Origin of the sequence: Candidatus Fukatsuia endosymbiont of Tuberolachnus salignus (assembly GCF_964030845.1) — a bacterium.
Classification (GTDB): domain Bacteria; phylum Pseudomonadota; class Gammaproteobacteria; order Enterobacterales; family Enterobacteriaceae; genus Fukatsuia; species Fukatsuia symbiotica.
Window position 1 is genome coordinate 2401021 of record NZ_OZ034983.1, and the last position, 23678, is coordinate 2424698.

15 protein-coding genes and 4 pseudogenes are annotated in these 23678 nt (G+C 44.9%); 12 read left to right on the forward strand and 7 right to left on the reverse strand.

Annotation, left to right across the window (positions count from 1 at the left end):
- Positions 1 to 192: 192 nt before the first annotated feature.
- Together AAHH42_RS11590 and AAHH42_RS11595 are read left to right on the forward strand one after the other, a co-directional pair.
- Positions 193 to 8865: a VCBS repeat-containing protein gene (locus AAHH42_RS11590; protein ID WP_342221180.1), complete on the forward strand. Its 8673-nt coding sequence runs from the start codon at positions 193 to 195 to the stop codon at positions 8863 to 8865.
- Positions 8858 to 11224 carry a hypothetical protein gene (locus tag AAHH42_RS11595; protein WP_342221181.1) on the forward strand — a complete coding sequence of 789 codons (2367 nt, stop codon included), beginning with the start codon at positions 8858 to 8860 and terminating at the stop codon, positions 11222 to 11224. The genes AAHH42_RS11590 and AAHH42_RS11595 overlap by 8 nt, the downstream gene beginning before the upstream one ends.
- Positions 11225 to 11380: 156 nt before the next feature.
- Here the strand turns inward: AAHH42_RS11595 and AAHH42_RS11600 are convergent, their stop codons facing one another.
- The 3 genes from AAHH42_RS11600 to AAHH42_RS11610 form a co-directional block, all read right to left on the reverse strand.
- Positions 11381 to 11695, reverse strand: a complete 315-nt coding sequence (locus AAHH42_RS11600) for a BrnA antitoxin family protein (protein ID WP_342221182.1) — start codon at positions 11693 to 11695, stop codon at positions 11381 to 11383.
- A complete protein-coding gene (locus AAHH42_RS11605) occupies positions 11673 to 11972 on the reverse strand; it encodes a BrnT family toxin (RefSeq protein WP_342221183.1) in 300 nt (99 codons plus the stop codon). Before AAHH42_RS11605 ends, AAHH42_RS11600 begins: the two co-directional genes overlap by 23 nt.
- Positions 11973 to 12210: 238 nt before the next feature.
- Positions 12211 to 12813: a recombinase family protein gene (locus tag AAHH42_RS11610; protein ID WP_342221184.1), complete on the reverse strand. Its 603-nt coding sequence runs from the start codon at positions 12811 to 12813 to the stop codon at positions 12211 to 12213.
- A 171-nt stretch (positions 12814 to 12984) separates the two neighbouring features.
- On the opposite strand from AAHH42_RS11610, the pseudogene AAHH42_RS14905 reads away from it, so the two are divergent.
- Positions 12985 to 13782: pseudogene (locus AAHH42_RS14905) on the forward strand (IS701 family transposase); the annotation flags it as partial.
- Positions 13783 to 13807: 25 nt separating this feature from the next.
- Here the strand turns inward: AAHH42_RS14905 and AAHH42_RS11625 are convergent.
- Together AAHH42_RS11625 and AAHH42_RS11630 are read right to left on the reverse strand one after the other, a co-directional pair.
- Positions 13808 to 14811, reverse strand: a pseudogene (locus AAHH42_RS11625) (IS630 family transposase).
- A gap of 72 nt (positions 14812 to 14883) precedes the next feature.
- Positions 14884 to 15906 (reverse strand): IS630 family transposase, encoded by a 1023-nt coding sequence (locus tag AAHH42_RS11630; protein ID WP_342221999.1) that lies wholly within the window; start codon positions 15904 to 15906, stop codon positions 14884 to 14886.
- A 54-nt stretch (positions 15907 to 15960) separates the two neighbouring features.
- On the opposite strand from AAHH42_RS11630, the pseudogene AAHH42_RS11635 reads away from it, so the two are divergent.
- The 7 genes and pseudogenes from AAHH42_RS11635 to AAHH42_RS11665 form a co-directional block, all read left to right on the forward strand.
- A pseudogene (locus AAHH42_RS11635) lies at positions 15961 to 16149 on the forward strand (IS701 family transposase); the annotation flags it as partial.
- Positions 16150 to 16164: 15 nt separating this feature from the next.
- A complete protein-coding gene (locus tag AAHH42_RS11640) occupies positions 16165 to 16329 on the forward strand; it encodes a hypothetical protein (protein ID WP_342221187.1) in 165 nt (54 codons plus the stop codon).
- Between the two features lie 81 nt (positions 16330 to 16410).
- Complete coding sequence (locus tag AAHH42_RS11645) at positions 16411 to 16884, forward strand: hypothetical protein (RefSeq protein WP_240313881.1); 474 nt, start codon at positions 16411 to 16413, stop codon at positions 16882 to 16884.
- Between the two features lie 100 nt (positions 16885 to 16984).
- Entirely contained in the window at positions 16985 to 18118 is a 1134-nt protein-coding gene (locus AAHH42_RS11650; RefSeq protein ID WP_342221188.1) for a hypothetical protein, read from the forward strand.
- Positions 18067 to 18426: a Tn3 family transposase gene (locus AAHH42_RS11655; RefSeq protein ID WP_342221189.1), complete on the forward strand. Its 360-nt coding sequence runs from the start codon at positions 18067 to 18069 to the stop codon at positions 18424 to 18426. Before AAHH42_RS11650 ends, AAHH42_RS11655 begins: the two co-directional genes overlap by 52 nt.
- Positions 18386 to 18976 carry a Tn3 family transposase gene (locus AAHH42_RS11660; RefSeq protein WP_342221190.1) on the forward strand — a complete coding sequence of 197 codons (591 nt, stop codon included), beginning with the start codon at positions 18386 to 18388 and terminating at the stop codon, positions 18974 to 18976. Before AAHH42_RS11655 ends, AAHH42_RS11660 begins: the two co-directional genes overlap by 41 nt.
- 246 nt (positions 18977 to 19222) lie before the next feature.
- On the forward strand, positions 19223 to 19360 hold the full coding sequence (locus AAHH42_RS11665) for a hypothetical protein (protein WP_205411452.1): 138 nt from the start codon (positions 19223 to 19225) through the stop codon (positions 19358 to 19360).
- On the opposite strand, the pseudogene AAHH42_RS11670 reads toward AAHH42_RS11665, so the two are convergent.
- Together AAHH42_RS11670 and AAHH42_RS11675 are read right to left on the reverse strand one after the other, a co-directional pair.
- A pseudogene (locus AAHH42_RS11670) lies at positions 19306 to 19428 on the reverse strand (IS3 family transposase); the annotation flags it as partial. The gene AAHH42_RS11665 and the pseudogene AAHH42_RS11670 sit on opposite strands and share 55 nt — an antisense overlap.
- Before the next feature lie 11 nt (positions 19429 to 19439).
- Positions 19440 to 19745 (reverse strand): transposase, encoded by a 306-nt coding sequence (locus tag AAHH42_RS11675; RefSeq protein ID WP_342221191.1) that lies wholly within the window; start codon positions 19743 to 19745, stop codon positions 19440 to 19442.
- Positions 19746 to 20072: 327 nt separating this feature from the next.
- Here AAHH42_RS11675 and AAHH42_RS11680 point away from each other — a divergent pair, with 327 nt between their 5' ends.
- The gene (locus AAHH42_RS11680; protein ID WP_119797125.1) at positions 20073 to 21179 is read left to right on the forward strand and encodes a hypothetical protein; all 1107 of its coding nucleotides are present in this window, start codon (positions 20073 to 20075) and stop codon (positions 21177 to 21179) included.
- A gap of 553 nt (positions 21180 to 21732) precedes the next feature.
- Entirely contained in the window at positions 21733 to 23586 is a 1854-nt protein-coding gene (locus AAHH42_RS11685; protein ID WP_342221192.1) for a hypothetical protein, read from the forward strand.
- The last annotated feature ends 92 nt before the right edge of the window (positions 23587 to 23678 follow it).

Genomic DNA, 23678 nt, shown 5'->3' on the forward strand with positions numbered 1-23678 from the left:
CAAATGAGTTTGAGTTATATTTTTTCCATTGACTCAATGTTTAACTAATTTTATCTCTGAGTTCGTGCCTGAGAGGCATTGCGTTTCCTTTTTAAATCCGTCTCAGGTTAAATAAAATTACTCTTCACATTATAAGGATGAATGCTGAAAGTGTGTGTGTGTACGCAAACGGAATGTATTCGCAGATAAACTATGAAAAAAGCGTTGGCCTCTTTTTTAGGAATACGAGTAAAAAAAAATAAAACTGTGTTGGTTGCAGAGAGCAGCACCGAGGGTGGGTACAGTAACAGTGTGGTGGAAAGCCTACCCGAAGCCGGTTCTAGCGGTACGGCAATCGTTGGTGAAAATAGAACTAAATTTATCGCTATCTTTACTGAGATTTTGCTAGACCCCCAACAGCTCGGCTCCACGGCAGAGATCATCACCAGCCTGTTGCCTGATAGCCCACAAGCAAAGGAAATGGGAAGATTACTTCTCATCGAAAAGCAAGGCACTCGCGTGAGTCAGAGAGGAAGCGTGACTGATCAGTCCGCTATCCGTTATGACAGCCTCCCGCAAGAAACCGTAGAGCACCTTCGAACCCAAGTTAACAGTATCATCCGGTCTATCATCTTACCGCGCATCAACGAGACACAGCTGCAAGAGGTGATAAGGCAAGTCAGCGTGGAGGGAGAATGGGATGAAGCAGCCCTCAGAAGCCGCTCAGCTGAAATCATTCGTAGCTCATTAGCAACATGGCTGAATCAGTCTCCTCTTCCTCTACAAATAATACGCAAAGAAAGTACCTGGCAAATCAACCGGTGTTTGACTCAACAAGATATTGGTAGCCTGGTTGCATTTCCGATAAAAAGCGGAAAAATCTTACTAGCACGTGTGGTCTTTGAGAATGAACAATTTCGTTTAAAATTATCCGGTGTTAATCAGGAGGAATACCTCACCACTGCAACCGTACAGCCTCCCTTATTAACGACACCATACCCCATAAAAATGATAAAAAATGGACAAAAAGAGCCGATACTAAGAATTGGGCACGCATTGAGTCTTGCGTTAGAAACGGATGTGACTGCCTTTTCAATAACAGTCAGGGTTGTCTCAATTGAAAAAGTGGTGGGGAAAAATCCGTTAGTGCGATTAGAGATACCTTACCTATTCGATAATCAGCAAGCATCGTTACCTGCCCATGTTGCTATTTTACAAGATGGCAAAGAAACCTACGGCGAAGTGATTTATCAATTTCCCGATAAATCTGAATTCTCTCCCCTGGCACCGGTCTCTCATACCAAGTCCGAGGAAACAACCCTATCTGCTACACAACATATTACAGAACAGTTACAACTGGACACTATTTTAAAACGTTTTCACATAACATCTGCGGTTGTCCGCAAGATTTTACGGCCTCCTGTAGATAGCGCGACCATCGCAGCCATGATCGCCGGCCTGCAACCACAGAGTTTAACCGTGCCAACGCTGGTTGATGCAATTAACTTAATGAGTGTGCAACAGAAAGAAAGTCTGGCAAAACAAGTTTATGATATTGCCAGTGATAGTGTTTTGCTCCGAGCCGATAGACGCTTATTAAATGAAACACTGGATCAGCATGCCGCTGATTTTAATCAACCCATGAATAGGTCAAATGAGCAATTTATTGACCAACAGGCCAATAAGATCATTAGGATATTATTCACCAAAGCGCTCAATGAACCCCTTATCCCCCTTCGTATCAGCCTCTCAAAAGATGAAACCTATTGGCAAACCAATCGCCATTTTACGCAACAAGATCTGGGTAGCATGGTGCAGGTGACAACAAAAAAAGGTAAAACCGTTTTTGCACGTATTGCTAGAGATGACAGAGACACGGCTTTGCCTGCTAATAAGGCCCGTATTGAATTAAGAATTTCAGGTGTTAACGCGGATACTGTTAAAGAGTTGAACGACAGTAGCCGAATAGTACAAAAAATACGATCAGATTTCGTGGATAGCGATCACGTCCCCGCCCCAGTAGAGGTATTAGATTGTATACGAATGAGAGAAAGCCTTGTAGTAGAAGACAAGGCGGTCACTCAAGGAGAGACATTTACATTTAAATTAACAGAAAGCAAAAGTATCCAGATAGAAGTCTCTTCAATCGGCGACCACGAAAAAAATCCATTTGTGCGTTTGAAGACGCCAATCCTATCCGCTGATGAAAAAATCTGGTTACAACGCAATATTCTCGTGATGCACAACGGAGAAGAGATCTACGGGCGGGCCATTTACCAATTTCCAGACGGTAGCGAATTATCTTTCTGGGATCCGCGGCCACCGGTTAACAGCGAGCAGTCATTGGAAACAGAGATCGAAAGCCGTCTTAATATGACTGATTGGATGATAAAATCTCACGTCTCCTCTATCGTTCAACAGATTCAAAAAACGCTACAGGATCCTGCGACTTTGCTTGGCAAATTACTGCCAAATGCCAACCATACGAAACTACTAAGGTTGCAACAATTAATTAACGTTAAACAGCTGACTGTACGGATAACACAACCCCTGTTAGCTAAAATTTATCACCTGATGCAGAACATTATCGCGCCACTAATTGATACCGGATCCTTAGAAAAAAGGGTAGAGCAAAACGCCCTGCAAGCGAAAGCCTCGTACTTGCCTGAAGAAAGCGCACAATTTATTCAGCAACAAGCCACTCACTTTATCAACGGGATATTAACTGATCCACTCCATTCCCCTCTTTCACCCCTTTCCCCGTTACAAGTCACCAAAAAAGAGACTCATTGGCAAATCAATCGTAATTTTAGCATCAATGATATAGGTACTATGGTAGCTATCCCACTGCTTGATGAGAAAACGGTATTTGCACGAATAAATTTTAATAACCTAACACAGCGTTTCACGCTACGCATATCAGGTGTCCCAAATTGGAATGATTTTGGAAGCCTGAGACAAAAACTTCGGCCCCCCTTCGGTGAAGAATATCTGCTAGAAAGAAGAGAGGGAGTCTCAGAAAAAGAAATAAAAAAAGTAGGGGATACTTTTACGCTGTTCGGTGGCACTAAAGCACAAGTCGACTCAATAGGTAAAGGAAAGAACCCCTTTGTTACGCTCAAGGTGCCAAAACTTAGAGCTGATCTGGAAATTGCAGGGGTACTACAACGAAATATTTCCATTAATCTCAATGGAAGAAAAGACTACGGGCGTGTTATCTACCAATTTTCCGATAACACTCAATTATCTTTTTGGGATCAGGATCAACAACAACCGGTTGTTGAGACAATGGCCTCTCTGACAGAGCAGCTAACAGCGGAAGCAAACAAGGTTTTAACCCGTTTTCGTTCAACACTTTGGTTCACGATCATTGACGCCATTCGACCTTCTGATTTCCGGCAAAGCACGCATTTAGCCGTAAATATGCTGGCTGGCATGTTACCCCTTGATATGCCAGCATTAGTATTGGCAAACTCGCGGAGTTTAACCGATTCTTTTCCAGAAGAAACCATCCTACTAAAAGAGAAGATTGATGAAATAGTCCAAAGGCTGATGTTACCCAGGCTAAAGGCGAAGCTATTAACCAGTGCACTGGATGACTATTTTTCGGATAGTGATACAACGAAACCCGCGCGGCCGGAGCAAGTGTTCCTTGACCAAGAAGTGGCGAAAATTGTTAGAAAATTATTCACAAAAGCCATGAATGAGCCGCTTATCCCCCTCAATATAGAACGACAAAAGGGGGTTTTACAAGCCAATCGGCATTTTTCCCAAGAAGATATTGGTCATATGGTGGCCCTGCCAGGGGGCGATGGCAACAGTCAATTTGCTCAGGTAATATACGAAAATAATCGATTTAGCTTAAAAGTCTCTGGTGCCGCTCCGAGCATGGCTGCCCAACCTCAGGCAAATATTGCTATCAGTGTGCCCTTTATAAAAGTTAGCTACCCCGTATTGATGGAAGAAACACGGCAATCGGCAGTGATAGAACAGGAAGGACAAAAGTTAAACATTGGCATCACCAGACAAGATCAAAACGGTAATGCTCTCCCCTTTGCAATCAAGGCAGAGGTTATCTCAATCGGTTCCGAAGAAAATCCACTCGTACAGTTGAGGGCATATCCCCAATCAGAAAGTGATAAAAATTTATTACAACGTATGATTACTGTGCAGCAAAATGGCAGAGAAATCAGCCGAAGGGTCCATTATCTCTTTGCCGATGGTACAGAGTCATCTTTCTGGAACAAGGCTGAGCCTGCCACCACAGCGACAGTGTTAACAGAAAAGATCAGAGAGTCTTTACAACTGGAGACTTTTTTGAAGCAGGCTCATACCCATCTTTTCAAGCTGAAAGTTCTCGAAAAAATTGCAAATATTTTACAGCCCTCCACAGACACCGCTTCCGCCGTGGATAAACTCATCACGCTATTTCCGTTTAACTTACAAATAGTAGGACTCAAACCGTTACTCAATTCGGGGCGAGTGTCTGCTGATCTGAGTCAGCAACTCAAATCCCAGATTGATACTATTTTCAGCGAGGTCATCCCACTGAGGTTAACCCAAAGTACGGAAGATGCATTCAACAACATGGTGAATCAATATACACCCGATTATGCACAATATGACAGTGAGCAGCGGGAAAACGCGATTAACCAACAGGCGAAGGTCATTATTCAACAACTCTTGGTCGCCTCATTGAGTGATTCTGTGCCCCCCCTTCGTATTGAACGGCAAGGAAACCAGTTAACATTAAATCGGCGTTTTACTCAGCAAGACATTGATCGCATGATTACCGTACCCACGGCGACCGGCAAACGAGTTTTTGCACGTATAGCGAGTACGCCTGATGGAAATTTTGAACTGGCCATATCAGGTGTCGATGATCGTGTCATCGAATTCCCTCGTACCAGGATATCAGTCCCTTTATTAAAAGATCCGTACCGGATAAATACCAGGGCAGGCCATATAGGGGGAGTAGTAAACCAGGGAGCAGAGTTCAACATTCGATTAAACAGTGAGCGCACTATAAGAGCAAAAGTTATTTCGCTTGGAGACGAAAAAGACTCTCGTGTGCTGATAAAAATCCCTAACCTGTCTATGGATGAAAGAAAATCGTTACAACGCAATGTTCTCGTTATGAAAAATGAGGTAGAAACGTATAGCGGGATCCGTTACCAATTTGCGGACGGTACCGAGTTCTCCTACCCGTATCCGCCTACCGCTGAAGAAACACTTGCCCCTTCTGATAGCATGACAAAACCTATGGCAAGGCAAATTCTAGAAAACCTCAATCCCGTTTTGCAAAAATTATTAACCCTTTCAGACTCCCGCGATTATAGCCCTGTCGGGCAAGAGAACGCTGATGGCGGAACAAGAGTGACCGATAACGTCGCCCGAGTGAGTGATCAACCCGTCAGGCATCGCTTTTATGCTCATGAAATAGCGGTGATCGATCCGCAGGATGAAGAGGCGATGACGGCGGCTTGTCGATGGTTAAGAGAGGATCCAACACATAGGGAGATTAGCGATATAAATTACCACCGCTATTCACCGAATGGCAATCCCGTGGAAGGAGAGGAGGCAGAGTCAGCACGTCAAACGCTGAGACAAAAAATATCGTCTTTACTGGCTGAGCAACAAGTGCGGATACTTTTTGTGGGGGAAACCCAGTCGTTTTCATCGCCCGAGACTCGGCAAAGGATTGGTCGTTTTATTAATCCACTGGTAACCGATGTGGTTAATGTCGCCCATTTACAGGTGGCATTGGGTAAAATTATTTACGGAAACAGTCAACCTCATACCGAAGTCGCTATTGATTATACTGCGCCACTTGCTGTTTCCGCTGAGGGCGCTATCCAGGTGCAACCGCTTGTTCTACAACCTAGCGTACCTCGTCCAAGGGGCCTACCCGGAGGAAATAGCGCCTATGCTGATCCCCTGTCTTCAATCCCGCTTCCTTCTCCCGTGGTGGATCGTACCGATCTCACTACCCGACTGCAGCGGGTTATCGCACTCATGGAGGCGCTGCACGCCAATACGTTAACCCTCGATACGCTGGATGCCCAGCAACGTCTTGACCTGGCCGATTTTTTCCCTGATGCCGACGGCGCCTTTGATGAAAGGAAGATCTCTGCCTTCACCACTGACGCGCGCCATTTTTCCCGCTGGCATAACGATGTAAAACAGCTGTTGCAATTACCGGATACCCATGCTCAGCTCGCTCACTTGACGGGTGAACACGCGTTGGCGCGCAGTCAAGAATGGAACAGGCAGCAAATCAGTGCTATCACGGCATGGAAAGGCGTTGAGGCCGAACAGGGCGTCAACGTGCAGCTCGCGCCACAGGCGTTATTTATCGAGGACAATAGCCGGTACGCACAGGCGGCGGCCACTGCCACAGGACTTGCCTGGTTGGATGCACAAACACAAGGCGGGCAGGCCAGTGAGCATTACCTGAAGGGCCTCAATACTTACGCCACGCTCAACGAGCTGCGCGCTCAGGATCCCCTTTCTGACAATGACGTCAAGCAAGTGCAACAATTCCGCCGGCTGTTCGAGGGGTTGCTCGCGACACCTGACGCGCATCCCTCGATTTTTGGCCGACAACCGTTGCCCGTGACGCACGCGGATATGACGCCCGGCCAGTATCTATTAAAAATCGATCAGCAAATCCTGGCGCTTTCTGTCAAAGAGAACGGCCACTTTACGCTTTATCACCCCAATGTAGGCGCGATGCACATCACGGGGGCGGATGTCAGTCAAAACCGACGGGTACTTGAGACGACCTTGCGTCACCACATGGCGCCCTCCACGGCAGTCACCTTGTACAAAGTCGATCTGACCGCCGCCCGTGCGCAATTCTCGGGGCTAAGGCAACTGCAGACGCTACTCGGCGAGTATAAACCCGAAGCACAACGCCTGGCCGCTGCCCCTGATATTACCCTGAGCGCGGTCCCGATAGCCGTCGTGGTACTCCATAAAATGGGGGCCCGCATCGACGGTAAGCCCTTTTCAGTCGATCATCTCCAACGCCTCTCACCACAACAGGTGGCGGAGCAACTGCGTTTTGATGCCCAAAAATTGGCGCGTTATCTGCACCAGGCTGATTACAGTACCGTTGAAGCACAACAGGCCGTGCGTTTCCTCCGGCAGCAAATACCGGCGGAAGGCAGTATGGAAAATCGCCTCATCGACAGCGGCAATCCCGCCGCAAAAGCCAGTGTGCTGGCGCAGCTGGATGCGATCCGACAGCAGGTGACCTTCAGGCCACAGCCGACGGCGGGCAGCCAGGCGACCAAGCTGGTGTTAGACATTGCACCAACACTGGGCGACACGCTAAAAAGCGTGCCGATAGCCGGCAGGGCGCGTCTGCAGCGCTTTACCAGCCGCGCGGGCGGCACCATGCAAGGCTACGGCTACCTGCGTTCATTGAGCGATCTAACCAAATATAACCGGCGACTGCAAAATCAATCCTTACCCCCCGCACAAAGAGAACAGCTGACACGAGAAAGGGATATGGCCCTGTTTGCACTGAGTTCCAACATGGCGATTGATCTCACCCAAGAGGGGCTCGGCATTTGGGGCAGTCGTCTGACCCAGATGGGCCTGCAGTCAGGCTTCAAACTGCAGTTGGCTCGCTTTGGCGGCCCGGCGCTCGGCGTCTTATCCAGCGGTTTTGACTTCTACCAGGCATTCCGTGCTTTCAGTCAGCTCGCCACCACCACCGATCCGACATTGCGCCAAGATTTGATCGTCGAAGGGTCTTTATCGCTCACCGGCGCGCTGGTAAGCATCGGCGTCCCCCTTGCTTTTGCACTTGGCGGCGGCGCCGCCGCGGTAGCCGGCCCGGTGGGATTGGCCTTCGGGGCGGCGCTGCTCTTAGCTGGCGGCATTTATTCGGCAGTCCGTGAAGTGGACGAGATCAAAAAAATCGTCAAATTAGACGGGTGGGAAACCTTTCAAGCCGGGGTATTGGCCTTTACCGGGCAAGATCAGACGCCGGAGGTGGAAAACCAGGTAACGGCCTACCAGCTAAAAGAGGAGGCAGAGGAAGCACTGACCGCCCGATTGGAACAGGCTGCTAAAACCGTATTACGGGCTAACATCAACATTGAGACCCTGTACCTCAGCCGAGGGGTCGTCAAGCTGAACCCCCTCCCTTATCGGCGGATCGTGGCGACAGACATCGCCAAGGGCGAGCACATCATACGTGACCGCATCCCCCCGACAGCAATACCGTCATCAGACGCCATGCAACAAGAGGCGGCCAGCTACGCCATGCGGTATAGCAGAGGAAACAGGGTATTGACCTTCCAACAAAGCGAAGGGAAAGCCGTCGTGAGACTGGAAGAATATTCACTAAACTACTACCTGCCTTACGCGGAGGGGGTCGACGAGGTCGTTGATCTGAATGATGAGGACGCGCGTCTGCCCGCGACCGTGCTAAAAAAACCCTTTATCGGCGCGGACCAGCCGGTAGGGTCCTTTGTTGCGACGGCCGATCACCCCTTGCCCACGGTGAGCTTGAATCCCTTACAAAATGATACGCGCGCAATCAGTATCGATATTGACCATGATGGTCACCGTGAGCTCGCCTTTTATTCTATTGATGGGTTCTATTTCCTAAAATCTGATGGGAAAGGCGGTTATGGGACTCAACAGCGTATCGATAGCATCGTGCCGCTGATCTGGCCGACAATAAGAACGACGGTCGGGGATATCAACGGGGATGGATGGGACGATATGGTGGCCGTCGGCGACAGTAGCGACCCGGTACAGATTTTTTTAGCCCATAAAAACGGGGCCTTTGCCCGTCGCGAGCAATCAAACGGCCTGCAGCGGTCATTTTTAAGTGACGCCCCCCCCGGTGTTACTGGACGTGGATAAAGACGGCCGGGCGGATTTTGTGTCATTTACACGAGACGTTAGCCGCGACAGCAGCGGGCTAGGCCATGTCAACATCAGTTATGGCAAACCCGTGAAGGCCGACGATGCGCTGGCCGCCGCCGCCGGTATTTTTGAACCCGCGCAGTCAATGGCGCTTTCCACGTTATACCCCGCGTCCGTCCCCGCGTCTGTGGCGGCCTATCTTCATCGTGTGGTCGGCGATATTGATGGCGATGGTGATGACGATATTGTTTCCATCACCAAAACAGGGGACCTCTACACGCTCTTGAGCAGCGGCAATCGCCAGATGCCTTTTATCGCCAAAGCAGTACAACATCATGACGGGATAAAACAGCTGTTCACGCCAGAGAAATTCAATAATGCGCAAATACAGCTGCATGATATGAATGGCGACCACCGCGCCGATTTAGTGGTGATCCAAGACGATGGAAGCTACACCATTGCAGAGGGACAAGCCGATGGCACCTTTGGCCCGGCGAAGGCGGCAAGTCGCCAGAACCGCTTCGCGCCCCGTGGCGCCAGTCAAATCGTGAACATTATTGACGAAAACGGCGAAAAATTCTTAGTGTCCCTCCGTCCCACCGGCGAGGCAGTCCGAGCCCCTTTTCGCCGACCCTCGGAGGCCGACTCCATCAACAAGGTGAATATGGGCGAGGGTAATGACAGAGTCCTGGGCAAGCGGGACAGAAAAAATGACTTCGACATCGGCGGCGGCACCAAACAGTTTACTGGGGGCAGCCAGGCAGACAGTTTTCGACTTTTGGGTCAAGCGGCGCCGACCACCCCGCACGTCCTGGATGGCGGGCAGGGTGCGGGGAGCGATCGTGACCAGGGAGATACGGTGATCGCCTCGCGCCAACCAATGAATGGCAAGAGCACCCTGCTGGCGCTCGATATTGGCCTCGCCGCGTATTACCGTGAGGGGCAGCGCCAGGATGTGATTGATCGGTTAGCCCGGATTGCGCAATTAACGGGGCAGGCGCGAGAAGAGGCGATAACGCAGCTAAACGCGTTGGCGCATGTTAAGACACTGGCTCGGTTAAGCCACATTGAACATGCCTACGGACAGAGTGACGTGTCTGTCTTACTGACAGGAGACGCGGGTAACAATACCCTCGGTTTAGGGCGCGGGTATGCAGCCGGAGGAAAAGGAACAGACAGCTACCATATCCTTCGCAATCAGAGCGCAACACGCGCACAGATAACGTTAAAAGAGCAGGTGGAGCCGCAGGCACACAGCAACGTGCTCCTGGATTATGACGCAGAAGACATCGCCAGTATTCGGCTGGCCGGCGAAGAGGTGTGGCTGCAACTGCGGGGCGATAACGGGGCCCACACTGAGCTAAGGTTAGAAAACATGTACCGTCTGCACGCAGACGGTCAGCAAAAAAGCCTGCAACACGCCTATGTCCTCCATACCCGTGATGGCCTGCGCATCACCGGATGGCCACAAACGCTCAGACGCGCCGCCGACGGGCATTGGCCATCCCTGACCCCGTTAACCGCGCACTACATTCCCGAGCATGACCAAAGCCGACAAGCGTTTCTGCGTGCGGCCCGACCGGAGGACATCCAGGTTGAATTCATCACCCCCAGCCGTGAGGGTGAAAAACAAGTGAAAGTCACCATCAAGGGAAAACCGGTCAGCCGTCATGAAAATAATAGCCCGACCCGGGTGCCTCATTTTTTACAACTGGCGCAGGTAGGGACGAAATTTAGCACCCACCTGCAAGGAGACAAACGAAATAACACCTTGTCAACCACGCCTCTGCCGGGAGACGAGGAAAATAATCGCTTATGGCACCAACATGGCAAAGATACACTCAAGGGTAAAGGGGGGGCAGACAGGTATCATATCCAGGCTGGCGCCCGTAATGTCGAGATTGATAACCAAGATAATGGCAGCGAAAACGGCGGATACATCGCCCAAGATGTCGTGCTACTGCCGTGGTCGTTCGAAAACATGCGGATAGAAAAACAGGATAACAACGATGTGGTGCTGAGCCACGCGAGCGCCCCGAGTTCGTATCCGACTGTCCGTATCAAACACTTTATGAAACATGCAGAGTACCGTCATCTTTGGTTACAAGATAAAAACGGCGTCTTTGATAAATTGGATGTCACGCCAAAAAACGAGGTCCTGTTCAACGGACTGCAAGAGGTGCAAAAAGAAAGACCGGCCCATCGAGATGACGCTCAGGTGTCCAGTGCATTACGTGAAGCCATGTCAGGCCTTCCATCTTCAGGCCGTGCTACACAGGCACAGACACCCGCGTCACTCACGCCGGTTAACCCCCATGTAGGCAGCCTCAGCACACCTTTCATAGCAGGAGCATAAAAACGAAAAATTAAATAGACAAGTTACTCACTCTTTTTCCCCGTCAGGGCAATCGGCCAAGAAACCTGTTTAAGGTAACATGGCACGCTTGCCCCGACGGGCCTAGCTTAATCAGAAGAATGCCATGTGATAGAGTTTAGTCAAAATCTTAGAGCCTTACACCTTGTGATGCAGAGAGCGGATCATTGCTTCGCGCAAGATAGTGTTGATACGGGTCTGATAGCCTTTACCTTCACTCCTAAGCCACGCAATGACATCCGAATCAACCCGCACTGTCGTAGAAGTTTTGGTAGGCTTATAAAGTGGATTTTGCACGGCATTTTTCCAAAATACATCGTCCAATGGCGGACTATCGCTGTAGTCAATGGATTCATCCGGCATCGTTTTCAGTGTTTTAAGCTCTGCCTGCTGTTCTGTTGTCAACGGAGGCAGGTTTTTCAGATCAATTTCATAGCGAACGATTTTGCTCATAACGCTTCCTCTCTTTAGGTTCGGCACGACGAGCCGAAATGATACGAATGACGTCGATGTCGTCCTCGTTATCTCGGATGGTATGTGCCACCAAAACCAACAAATAGCCCTCGACAAGTCCCAAAGTTTGCCAGCGGTGTTCCCCATTTTCGATGCGGTCTTGCTCAACCAACGCGAACGGGTCAGCAAAAGCACGGATGGCTGTTTCGAAACTTAAGCGGTGCTTCTTGATGTTGCTTTCCGCTTTCGTCTGATCCCATTCAAATGTTATCTTCATACGTTTATGTTACTACATTTTTGTTGGTCTGCAAGGGAATTATAGGATTATGCGGTATGCGTTTAACGCAGGGCATTTCTTTGCCTATATCTTAAAGGGGTCGTGTGGAGGAACCCCCAAAAGTGTTCGTTCTGAGTTAACACTATGAATTAACTATTTTTTAATAACGAAAATTTATCTCAATGCCATTTACATGATGATTTTTCTTTACCTTACCAAGGCCTACTAGAGAGAATGCTCAACGTGTAACAACCCGCTCTGTTTTTTCACCAATAACAACCCCTCTGGATCGTAAGTACAAATACAACGTCGTTTTTGAAATGGCTAATTGTTCAGCAATTTTTTTAACGGGGATAGTCCCATTTTTATAAAGTGCTTCAGCGATAGCCGCTTTTTCTATTGCCGTTGGGTTCATTCCTTTAGGGCGCCCCCCCTTTCGCCCACGCGCGCGTGCTGACTTTAATCCCGCCTGCGTACGCTCTCTGATAAGTTCACGTTCAAATTCAGCCAATGAGGCAAAAATACCAAAAATCAATCGACCCTGCGCGGTGGTGGTATCAATCGGATCATTTAAGCTGATTAAGCCCACTTTTTTTTCGAGAAGCTGGGTAGTAAGATGAATCAGGTGTGCCAAATTTCTGCCTAAGCGATCCAACTTCCATACAACCAAGGTGTCTTCTTCTCTTAAATTTCTCATGATTTCATCAAGAACAGGTCTTGCTGTTTTTGCACCACTTGCTATTTCTTCAACTATTTGCGTGCAACCCGCCTGTTTCAGTGCATCAACCTGCATGGACACCGATTGCTCTTTCGTTGAAACACGAGCATAACCTATTTTCATACTTTTATAGTCCATTTTAGTGGGGAGAAAACCAATATTTGAACCAAGATTAACTGAACCGGTTTATCTTACCAAAAAAAGCGTATACTCTCCCCTTCACTGACACGAGTTTCGCACTGTAATAAATGATGGTAAAAGGAGAGTAGGAAAAAAGATAAGAATGGTAATGAGATGTCAGACTATCCCTGTACGAAAGACCTTTATAAAGCATTTTTACAAGCGAGTAGTGTCAGATATTCTGGTCTAGCGTTGTCAGAAGTGAGCCCGTCGAGGGATCGCATGATAGCGTAAGCCGGTGGTTAAAGAGCCGGTGTTTTCGTCCCAAAGAGTTGTGGCAACTTGTCGCCCCCTCGATAGACCGGGAAGCACCTTGTTTTCTGATTGCGGATGATAGAGTGCTAGCCAAAAAACGGAGTAAGAAGATAGAGCGAGTTCATTATCACCATTCTGGTAATGAACATGATGCGATAGCCGGTATTGGTTTGGTTAATCTGTTGTGGTAGGGTCTTAAAAAGGGAGAGTCAGTGCCTATTGACTACCGAATTGACGACAAAGAGACCGACGGAAAAACAAAAAACTCGCATTTTTGCGACATGCTCAAACTGGCAAAAGCGAGGGGTATAGCCCCTGAAGCGGTGGTAATGGATGCGTGGTATTCGGTATTCAAGTTTAGATAATCTCAACGCCATTCGTTCTCCTGGCTGGATTGGGGTCACCACCTTGAGAAAGAACCGGATAGTTAATCGCAACGTCACATTAGCCTCACTTGATATTCCAGAAGAAGGGCTTTCAGTACACCTGCGGGGCGATGGTTGGGTGACAGTCTTCAAGTTTGTGACCAAACACGGTCGCATTGATTATGTTGCAACGAATAAAGAGAACCCCACCCGGGAACAGATGAAGGCTGTCACCGAGGCCCGTTGGTCTGTTGAAGTTTATCATCGGGAAATCAAACAAACTTGTGGTATCTACTCATTCAACTTGAAGGTCTGGATTAGATGGTTTGGAAATTATCGTTAATTCTGCCCCTGAGAAAGGGAGCAATTTTTGCCAATGTACTATCAAAAAATTCGGCTATAGCCCCACGAAACTCTTTGGCTGAAGAGAAAAATCGGTTGTTTCTGACACGCTCGTTCATGACCTTCCATAATCGCTCGATGGGATTAAGATTAGGGCTATAAGGGGGTAAATAATGGAGTACGATAGCCTTCTCTAATGCGGCGTCTTTGACTCGCTGACGGCAATGATAGCCAGAATTATCTAAAATAATGTGTATCTTTTGTGCATCAGGATAAGCAGCTTTGAGCTGCTCAAAAAAAGCGACGGTGGTTTCTGAATTCACCTGCTCAGGACGGGCACTGACCACCTTCATGGTGCTCAATTCAATGGCTCCCATGACATTAACCCGTGTTTTTGCCCCTGTTTTGACCAGCGGCTTATCTTTGCCTTTCCTTATCCAACCGCAGACCACTTTAGTAGCCATCGTTGGAGGGGCTGAATCCATAAAAACAATCGGTTCATTCTTAAGAGCACTCTCTAGCAAAGTGAAATAAGACGCGATAAACGCTTCTTGCTGAGCAACATCCACTTTAACCGGCGTCGCTTTGGGCTGCTTATAGCTAAAACAATGCGCTTTCAGCCATTTTGTCATGCCAGATACGGTGTAACAGACGCCAAATTATAAGCACAGATATCGATGACACGGCTATAAGTCGTGCTTTCAATGTGTTTTTCAAGCAATAAAGATTCATGCACGCTCAACTTACTATACGAGCCGCCATTTTCAGGCTTTAATTTTTCGTCTGAAAGCCAATCTGTTACATGTTGCCTCACTGTTTCTTCATGAATACGTAATGCTTGGGCAATCGCTTTGTTATTCCAGCCTTCATTTTTCAACAACACCGCTTTGATTCGATCTCGAACACGGCCATCGTGTTCGTAACGATTAAGGCGTTCCAAATCTTGTTTTTGAGAGGCTGTCAGTGAGTTTATTTTCATGACCTTATTTTTAATCTAGTTGAGCAAATTTTCCAGTGGTTTTAATGGCGATGGGTATATACCCAAGTGAAATCAAGATGCAGGATTTAGCGCCTGGCAATTATCGTTTAAGCGAGATACCAGAGAACTTGCCATTTGTGGTAGCTTCACCTCAAAGAAGTTTAAGATATCGTTCTTAAAACTCTGTTTAGATGGGTAATATCTATTGTTTCGTGTTTGCTCATTCATCACCTTCCACAATCGCTCTATCGGGTTTAGATTCGGGCTATACGGCGGAAGGTAATGAAGCTGGATATTCAACGTAAGCGCGGCGTCTTGCACAAGCTGTGAACGGTGATAGCCTGCACCCTCGAGGATCACATGTGCCGTTGTCGTGATGGGATAATGCGCGCGAATGGCAGACAGGAAGTGAACCACATTTTCGCTGTTAATCGTCTCATCATCACGGATTATGGGGTTAGCCACATTCTGGATGTTCAAGGCTCCCATGATATTCAACCGCGTTCTGCTCCCGGTGGTCTCTATCGTTTTATCCTGGCCTTTTCGTATCCAGCCGTAGCTTATTTTGGTGGCTTGTGTCGGATGAACGGCATCAATAAACAGTATGGGGTCATTACCCGCGGCGTCTTTCAATTCGCTGTAGGTCTTTATAAATTGCTGCTGTTTCTCAACGGCAAATTTATGCGGAACACCTTTCGGCTTTTTATAGCTAAAGCCATGCTGCTTCAACCCTTTATACAGACCTGATACGGTAAAGGTGATGTTCCAGCGTCCAGCGATATACGCCACAATTTGGTGATTGTGGTGGTAGAGCGGCTGGGTGAGATGTTCAACCAGCGACGTGGTCTGTTCCGCATTGAGATAGCCATCGGAGCCGCCATTTTCAGGCTTGAGCTTGTTGAGTTTATGATAGTCTGTAAGGTGGCGCCGCACCGTGGTTTCATTAATGAGCTGTGAGTGAGCAATCATAGGGGGAGTCCAGCCGTCTGCGGACAACAAAACACACCGGATCCTGTCACAGACACGGCGGTCATGGCTTTGACGATGTTGGGCTTCGAGGGTAATTTTCTGGTCAGCAGTCAGCTCTATTTTCATGGCTATGAGCATGATCCTTATCGACTTCAAAATCAAGCATCTTCATTGATCACGGGTATAGAACGCTGTCAGGCCCGCACGGGCCGGGCGCAAAGAAATCATATTTTTCTAGCCATGGCTGCCTGGTTTGAACAACATAAACGCCGTCTGTCCGAAAAAATAACCCTTTACCAACAAAATTGGGCTGTCATTAAAAACGCTATTACTACACACATCAGAGCACTATTGGCTGCACCAGGTTAGATTCGTGCGAAACTCGTGTTTGAAATGAATCAGGTAGAATTAGATAAACTCAGTCAATTTGGTACGCTCAAAACAAAAATATATTTCATTTTGCAGCTTGCCTACTTCAAAGCCAAAAACCAATTTTTCATTTTTGTATTTGAGGATGTTCTGGCTGATGTTGCCTATGTGCTTGCCTAATTCTTCAAAAAAACCGACCCGATATTTCAGGGAAGCATCACACGTCAACGCATCAGTCAGCAAAAACAAATTATTCTCAGTCTGTTTAATTATCAGGATTGGTCAGTAAAACAAGCCATCCTGATTGAGGAACACCTGCGTGAATTGTTACGGTATTATCCTAAAGGCCATGACACCTTCCGCCAGTTATTGGTCTACCTTGATAATCAAAAAATCGTTATCCCGACCTATCGGTGTTTGCAGGATATGTTTACCCGGGAATTTGCTAAAGAAAGCGACAGACTTAATCAACTGATCATGTTGATACCCGAGATTAAACAAAAGCAATTATCAGGATTAATTAATAGGGATGAAGGAATCAGCAGGCTAAACACCCTACGTGCTGATCAAAAAAACTTTACCTATACTGCGATAAATGCCGAAGTAGAGAAAGCCTTGGCGATGGTTGAGTTGTATAAATTTGCAAAGGATTTTCTTCCAACCCTTCTGCTATCCAAAAATACTATTCGCTATTACGCTGATTTATGCCCCTTCCAGACTAAGGCAGTTAAGTAAACCGCAACAATGGTTGCAAACCATTTGTTTTATTTATCATCGTTATCAACAAATTATGGATAATTTAATCACCAGCTTCATGTATCATGTAAGGCGTATTATGGCGGAAGCCAAAGCTTATGCCGATAAGAAAAAAACCGAATACCATTCCGATCTGGTTGTTGATTTGCCTAAACTCGCTAAATTTCTCACGTGGTTTCCCAAACGAAAATTCAGTCTGCATCATGATGAATTAAATCAGGCGGCTTATAAAGTCCTGCCAGAAGAGCAATTCCCCGTTATAGCGCAATTTTTACAGGGAAGCACCTTTGATACAAAAGCAGCAATGCGTGAATTTTATTTAAAATCATCACGCTTATTCGCACTTTATCTAAGGCCAATCGTGCTAACCGTTCCATTTGTATTTTATAAAGAAAAAAATGAGGTTATCGCGCTGATTGATTTAATAAAAAAGCACTATGGTAGCGGAAAGGGTCCATCAACATTGATATTACCACAAGCACTTAAAGACGCTATATCCAGAACACAGCTCGCTTATTTGAAGAAAGGATCCAGTGAGGAACAGGTCGATCCCCATTTATTTGAATGCTTTGTTTACCATAAAATGTATCGTCGTCTGGATAAAGGCCTGCTCTGTTGCAATGAAAGTGTTTCTCACTGTGATATCAATCATGACTTGATCAGCGATGGGTTGGTCGATGATGTTGAAAAAATAGCGCTTGAATTTGGTTATCCAAAAATCCCAAATTATTGCGACCAACGCTTGGATGATGCCCTTTTGATGCTGGACACCACATGGGATAAAACGACAAAACGGATAAACCATCGAGAAAATACAGGGTTCAGTATAAAAGAAACCAAAACGGGCGGACAAGACTGGCGCTTGGATTATGATAGCAAGACGCCTCTTGAGGACGCTTTTTTCAGCACCTTGCCTCAGGTAGAAATACCCGACCTCATGCTGTATATGGGGGAGCGGATTAACATGTGGAGTTCTTTTACCTACATAAGAACACGCTACAATAAAAAAAAGGAACCCCCGCCGCTGGCCATTACCGCCTGTATTCTATCGGAGGCCTTTGGCATTAGTATAGAAAAGAGGGCAGAAATGTCTGATCTAAACCCTAACCTAATGCGCTCAACTCAAGAAGATTTTATACGCACAGCGCAGCGAATGACACAGTGGCTAACTTTATCCACTCACTGCCTATTTTTAAGCAATGGAATTTATTAGATGAAAAATTGTTAGCAGATGCGGATGGGCAAAAACTTCCGACCAGTGAAAGTACTATCCAGTCAAGGTATTCAAAAAAACATCTTGGGAAATCTCCTGGGCTGTCCATTTATACATTGATAGCCAATTTTGTTGCCGTTAATGCCAAGAATATTGGGCTTAATGAATATGAAGAGCATTCTCTTTATGACGTCATTCATGGTAATAAAACAGACATTACTATCGACAGGGTAACGGGTGATAATCACTCTCTGAATAAGCTCAATTTTGTTATATTGGATTCTATATACGCAAAGTCACATTGTTAGAAAACTAAATTCCTCTGCGCGTTGCGCTGGATTAAAAAGAGCACTGATTGAATATAATACCCTCTTTAAAAGCACACATGTATTGAATTTAATCGATAATATGACGCTTCGAAAGGCTATCCGAACGGCCAGAAATCGAGCAGAGGCCTATCACCAGTTACAAGGTCTCATCAGGAAAATTTATCACGGGGTTTTTAAAGGAAAAAAGAGAATAACTAATCAGGTCAGCGCGCATGCAGTAAGACTGGTTGCAAATTCTGTCATTGCGTACAACGCTATTATTTTAAATACCCTTTATGAAAAAATGCAAGTAGTAGAGGGAGTTACCCAGACAATTATTGATGAATTTGTCAGGATTTCTCCTATTGCCTGGGCGCACATTGCCTTTACTGGTAAGTACCATTTTAAAAAGAGCAAGAGTGGTGTTGATTTGGATACGATGATCAATGAGCTTGAAAAACATTTAAAACGATGCTTCTGGAAAGCCGCTTCACTCAGAACGAACACTTTTGGGGGTTCCTTCACACGACCCCTTAAAGGAGGTCAATAAAAAACAACATTGATTACAGGTATTATTAAAAATTCTTCATCACAATATGTATTTAATTATTTTATAAGGCATGATTATGAAAAAAAACTTGCAATATCTTCAATAGACTTGCGATCCAGACATTATTATGTGCAGCATCTTTCAGTGTGATGACTGACAATCCATCTGCGACTTTAAAGATAACAGGCGTGCTGACACCCACTAGCTGTGATATCAGTCTATCAAACCTTTTATGATAATAAAAAAATGGCCGACATAAAAATATGGGAAATTAATGAAGACACTCCCTCTTCAGGATACGATTTTTCAGTAAAAATCACGCTAACGCTCATTTGGCGCGAGTATAAGTCCATCACCACCGCTAAATACATCCAGCCTTCATAAGTCCAAACAGTGGTGATATCCGTTGTCCATACCGGGTCTCTCTGAGTAAAGGTAAATTGCCGCGCCAACAGGTAAAATCTTATCCGTTTTCTTTCGTAAAGAAGACCGCCGCTTTTTTTAATATTTCACGCTCTATTAATAAGTTATTACGCTCTTTACGCAGACGAAGTAATTCTTCACGCTCGGCCAAACTAAGACTCGCCTGTTCAGATCCTACCGGGGACACTCCCCCCCTTTCAGCCTTGACCCAGCTTTTTATCGCACTTAATGAAACACCCAAACTGTCTGCCGCTTGTTGGCACGTATACGCCTTTTCCAGCACTAACTTTGCTGCGTCTTGTTTAAACTCCAGTGTCAATGTCGATGGCTTCTTTTTACTTTTCATTTTATACACCTCTGATTTGCAGTTTATTACAGCTCTTCAAAAGAGTCCGGAAACATTAGACCATTACAATCTTGACCTGGATGAAATGTATCAATTCACCTTGGATAAAAGCTGGACATAGTAACGAACGTGCCTGGCTGTTATACGAAAAAATTTGTGTCTTTCATTTATCTAACCCTTTCCTTCTCTAACCCGTTATCTTCTAGATTGCGGGTTTTTTTATCATTTTTTGACTGAAGTATCACCCATTTTCCAATCAACCATTGAATTGACTATTTATTAACATTATGATTACAAACTTATAACGTCACACAGAGGATAAATGTTATGCCACTGACTATTCAGGGTAATACTTGCCTACCATTCAGCAGAGCCATTAGTGATAAAAGAATCAGACGGGCTGTTGAGAGTTCTTCGAAAGAAGAGGCCGCATACATGGGAGTCTGGGATAAAATTAAGGACTGGATTTGCAGGACGAAAAAAAGTGAAGCACTGGAGAAACTTTATGAGTTGACGCATACCGATCATGAGCCAGATACCGAATCAGCGTTGAAAACAATGATTTCTTTTTATCAGCTCAAGGAAATGACATATCCTGGCTTTCAGAATAGATTTCAGGCATCTGTCACAGAAAACGAGGATGGCACTTACACCTTTACCTTTTCTATAAAAGATGGGATGGATGAACGCAAGCTGGTATACGGGAATTCTGAAAAAGATATTCGTGCCTTCTCAGAAAAACAATTAACCAATCACAGTGAGTTTTTAAACATCAATCCCGTTTCTCGTGAAAGCGTTGATGCTGCCTTAGCTAAGGTGGCTTACAATACTGATCCAGATAAATTGGAGGGAATTTCTTCATCAAATCAGAAAAGGTTATACTTGCATTTGCTAAGTGGGCCAACAAAACAAGAGATGGTGTTTGATCAACGGCTGACTCAGAGATGGATTGCGTTGCAAATGAAATGTTTTGATTATTATGCTCTACAACGTTTCTCTCTGGATTCCACTGAGGGTATAGATCTGGGAAAGACAATAGGAACGGAAAGCGAATGGATCTATGACTTTGCTAAATCAATAGACAGTATCACAAAAAACATACAAAAATCGCTGGCTGAAAAATTTAATAACGAGACTAACAATCTGTATGACCCCATATATGCAGATCCCATGTATGCAAAAGTGACGGATTTAAACCTAGATTATTCTGAACGAACTGATAACACCTTCCAGGCAATGACATCAAACGCGTCAGAACTTCCGGTGATCAAACACTATAAAGGCCCCGTAAATGGTGATATCTACGCAACAGTGGGCAAGAAAAAAAGCGATAAATCAGAATTATTAAGAAGCATTGAAAATTATATACTTGAAAACCCTAAAGAATTTCCGTCAGCTTATAAATATTTTAAAGAAGGGTATATAGCCGGATAAATCTTCCCAGAATTCCAAGTAGGGGGTTCACAGTCCAATGGAACGAAAACGTACGTTAGGCCTCATTATCTTCACCCTGCCACATCCATTCAAAGTCATAATCTGCCATATGAGAGGTGCCCTCGCTGTATTATTTTCTAGGCTCTTGAACCATTGAATCAAGTTAACTTACTGGTCACTATAGAGCCATATGCAACCATCTTTCAATCTCACCTCTATTCTTAGCTGCAACAGGAAACCTGACCTTGCTCTACTGAAAAAGATGACCATCGCGATTAACCATGCGGCGGCGTTGGCTGCGCGCACTCATCCCAGTCATTTACTCCCTGTAAACTCCTGAGATTCGATTGATTGCAGCCTTGCCGTAACTCGAAATTCATTGGGTATATGCTTACCAAGGCAACATATAATTTACTTATTGTTAACATATTTTTAACAGATTATGTCAATAATTGATATCTATCCTCTTTTTTTTTCCATACCATCCTACAAACCGCAGTTTTATTATTTAATTTTTTATTCAAGAATTGAATATATGATCTAAGGGGAGAGTATGAAAACCACAAATAGTTATTTTCAAAGTCATGTGCCTACAAACAGAAGTTCAGGAAACACCTCAACTGAAAGAACTAAAAGCGTCAAAGATATTATTGTAGAGACCGGAAATACTCTGAGACTTCCCACCTCGACTAAAACGAAGTTTTGTGGCATGAAAAAGCGTGTAATTAAGGCAATCAGAAGGATGACAAATACTAAAGTTAAGCAAGATCCATTTGATGAAATACACTCTGGTATCGATATCGACACTCTCCGTCGTCAATCAACGGAAGTCAGTTCGGCACTAAAAGAGTTGGATCCGGTGACGGCTGAACAACAGCTGATTAATGATGTAGTTAAGATGTACACTGAAAGTGTGGTCGAAAAATATCAAGGAAACAAAGAGATTAAACTTAAAAATGATATTTCATCCATCAGTGAATTATGTGTGCAGCTCAATGATAAAGTTAACAAGGTAGACAATGAAAATAAAAGTACTTTTTTGCCATTATTTATAGCATTTACAAAAGAAATTGCGGGTAGAACCATTAACTATCTAGGCAGAATGTCTGGTTTTCCGTACCACCTATACTTACAGGAAAACACAAAACAGGTGGAAGAAGCAAAACAGATGAGTGAAAATAAACGATTATTGGCTGATTGTTTGAAGGGCTATATCAATAATGATAGGCATCTGAAATGCTTTAAGGACACATTGAAAAAAGAAGAAATTAAAAAATATGCGGTGATTGAATTAAAAGATGAAACAAATGTTGTTTTTAGAATTTTTCCTAAAAATAATAGAGAAATATGTAAATTACTCAATATACTATCGCAACATCATAGGGCGGATAAAACATGGGCTAAGGATTTAGCGAAATTTCTTCAAAAATCTGAATTAGCCGCTTTTATGAAAATAAAACCGTTAGAAAATAACGGGCAGTTACAGTTGGTGTTTTTAGAGGATGGTTTGTCATTAACATCAGTTAATGACAATATAGAAAAATTAACCTTGTTGACACAATTTGTCGGTAATAAGGTATCTTATAGTATAAACGTTCTTACTCATTTTAACAAACCTAATAATGACGCTGATAAATTGCAAAACGCACAACAGGTTTATTATAGAATGACACAAGCTTTTGCTAATGGAATGACTAAAGACTATCTAAAGGAAAGTGGTTTAGGTAATAAAAACAATACCATACAATATACAGTTAAGACACGTAATAGTATTGATAAGGCTCTAGAAGACATAGAACAAGCATCAAACTCAAAATTCTCTTTTAAGAAAGATAAATACGGAAAAGTGAAGACAAGATTAGAAAATATCAGAGCTATAGCTGATAACTGGGAGACTTTAAAATACAACATTGCTAGTAACAATACAGTGGAAAGTATAGATAACACGCTACGGGATGCAATAGTAGAAGATATCAAGCAGCTCGACCGTGAACTAACATCAATAAATCTTAATAAATTTACTCAAAAAATTAAGCAAGTCTCTATCGGAATTGGTGTAGCAACGGTTGCATCACTGTTTTTAACGCCGTATCTTGCAATTTCTCTATTCATTACCGGCACCGCTTTCGGCTTGATTTATCTGATCGCCAAATATAAACCAGAAACTGTGCCAAGCGATATTAACGAGATATTGTCCAAAAATATTAAAGAGCTTTCAAATAAAAAAACCGATGCTAAGTTTAAAAGCCAAGCCGTACCTTGGGCTGCTGCATTTAAATTCTGGCTGACAGGTATTTTACCCGCTGTTGTTGTGAAAAAGAGAAATGACGAAACGACTTCACCGATTACCGAGAAGTTGAGCACTTTTCATGAGGAGTATAATAACCATTCCAAAGCATATATCTAGCGACGATCACGTTTATCATAAAATTTATAGTTCACTGTGTAGTACGTAAAGATGATTTCGCCATAATCATTACAGTGGTGGGAATTTAATTT

Bases quoted from the DNA above. Each gene is read 5' to 3' on its own strand.
- AAHH42_RS11680 (WP_119797125.1), top strand. From the start codon at position 20,073: ATGCCACTGACTATTCAGGGTAATACTTGCCTACCATTCAGCAGAGCC.
- AAHH42_RS11590 (WP_342221180.1), top strand. From the start codon at position 193: ATGAAAAAAGCGTTGGCCTCTTTTTTAGGAATACGAGTAAAAAAAAAT.
- AAHH42_RS11650 (WP_342221188.1), top strand. From the start codon at position 16,985: ATGGCGGAAGCCAAAGCTTATGCCGATAAGAAAAAAACCGAATACCAT.
- AAHH42_RS11610 (WP_342221184.1), bottom strand. From the start codon at position 12,813: ATGAAAATAGGTTATGCTCGTGTTTCAACGAAAGAGCAATCGGTGTCC.
- AAHH42_RS11605 (WP_342221183.1), bottom strand. From the start codon at position 11,972: ATGAAGATAACATTTGAATGGGATCAGACGAAAGCGGAAAGCAACATC.
- AAHH42_RS11600 (WP_342221182.1), bottom strand. From the start codon at position 11,695: ATGAGCAAAATCGTTCGCTATGAAATTGATCTGAAAAACCTGCCTCCG.
- AAHH42_RS11685 (WP_342221192.1), top strand. From the start codon at position 21,733: ATGAAAACCACAAATAGTTATTTTCAAAGTCATGTGCCTACAAACAGA.
- AAHH42_RS11630 (WP_342221999.1), bottom strand. From the start codon at position 15,906: ATGAAAATAGAGCTGACTGCTGACCAGAAAATTACCCTCGAAGCCCAA.
- AAHH42_RS11675 (WP_342221191.1), bottom strand. From the start codon at position 19,745: ATGAAAAGTAAAAAGAAGCCATCGACATTGACACTGGAGTTTAAACAA.
- AAHH42_RS11665 (WP_205411452.1), top strand. From the start codon at position 19,223: ATGGCCGACATAAAAATATGGGAAATTAATGAAGACACTCCCTCTTCA.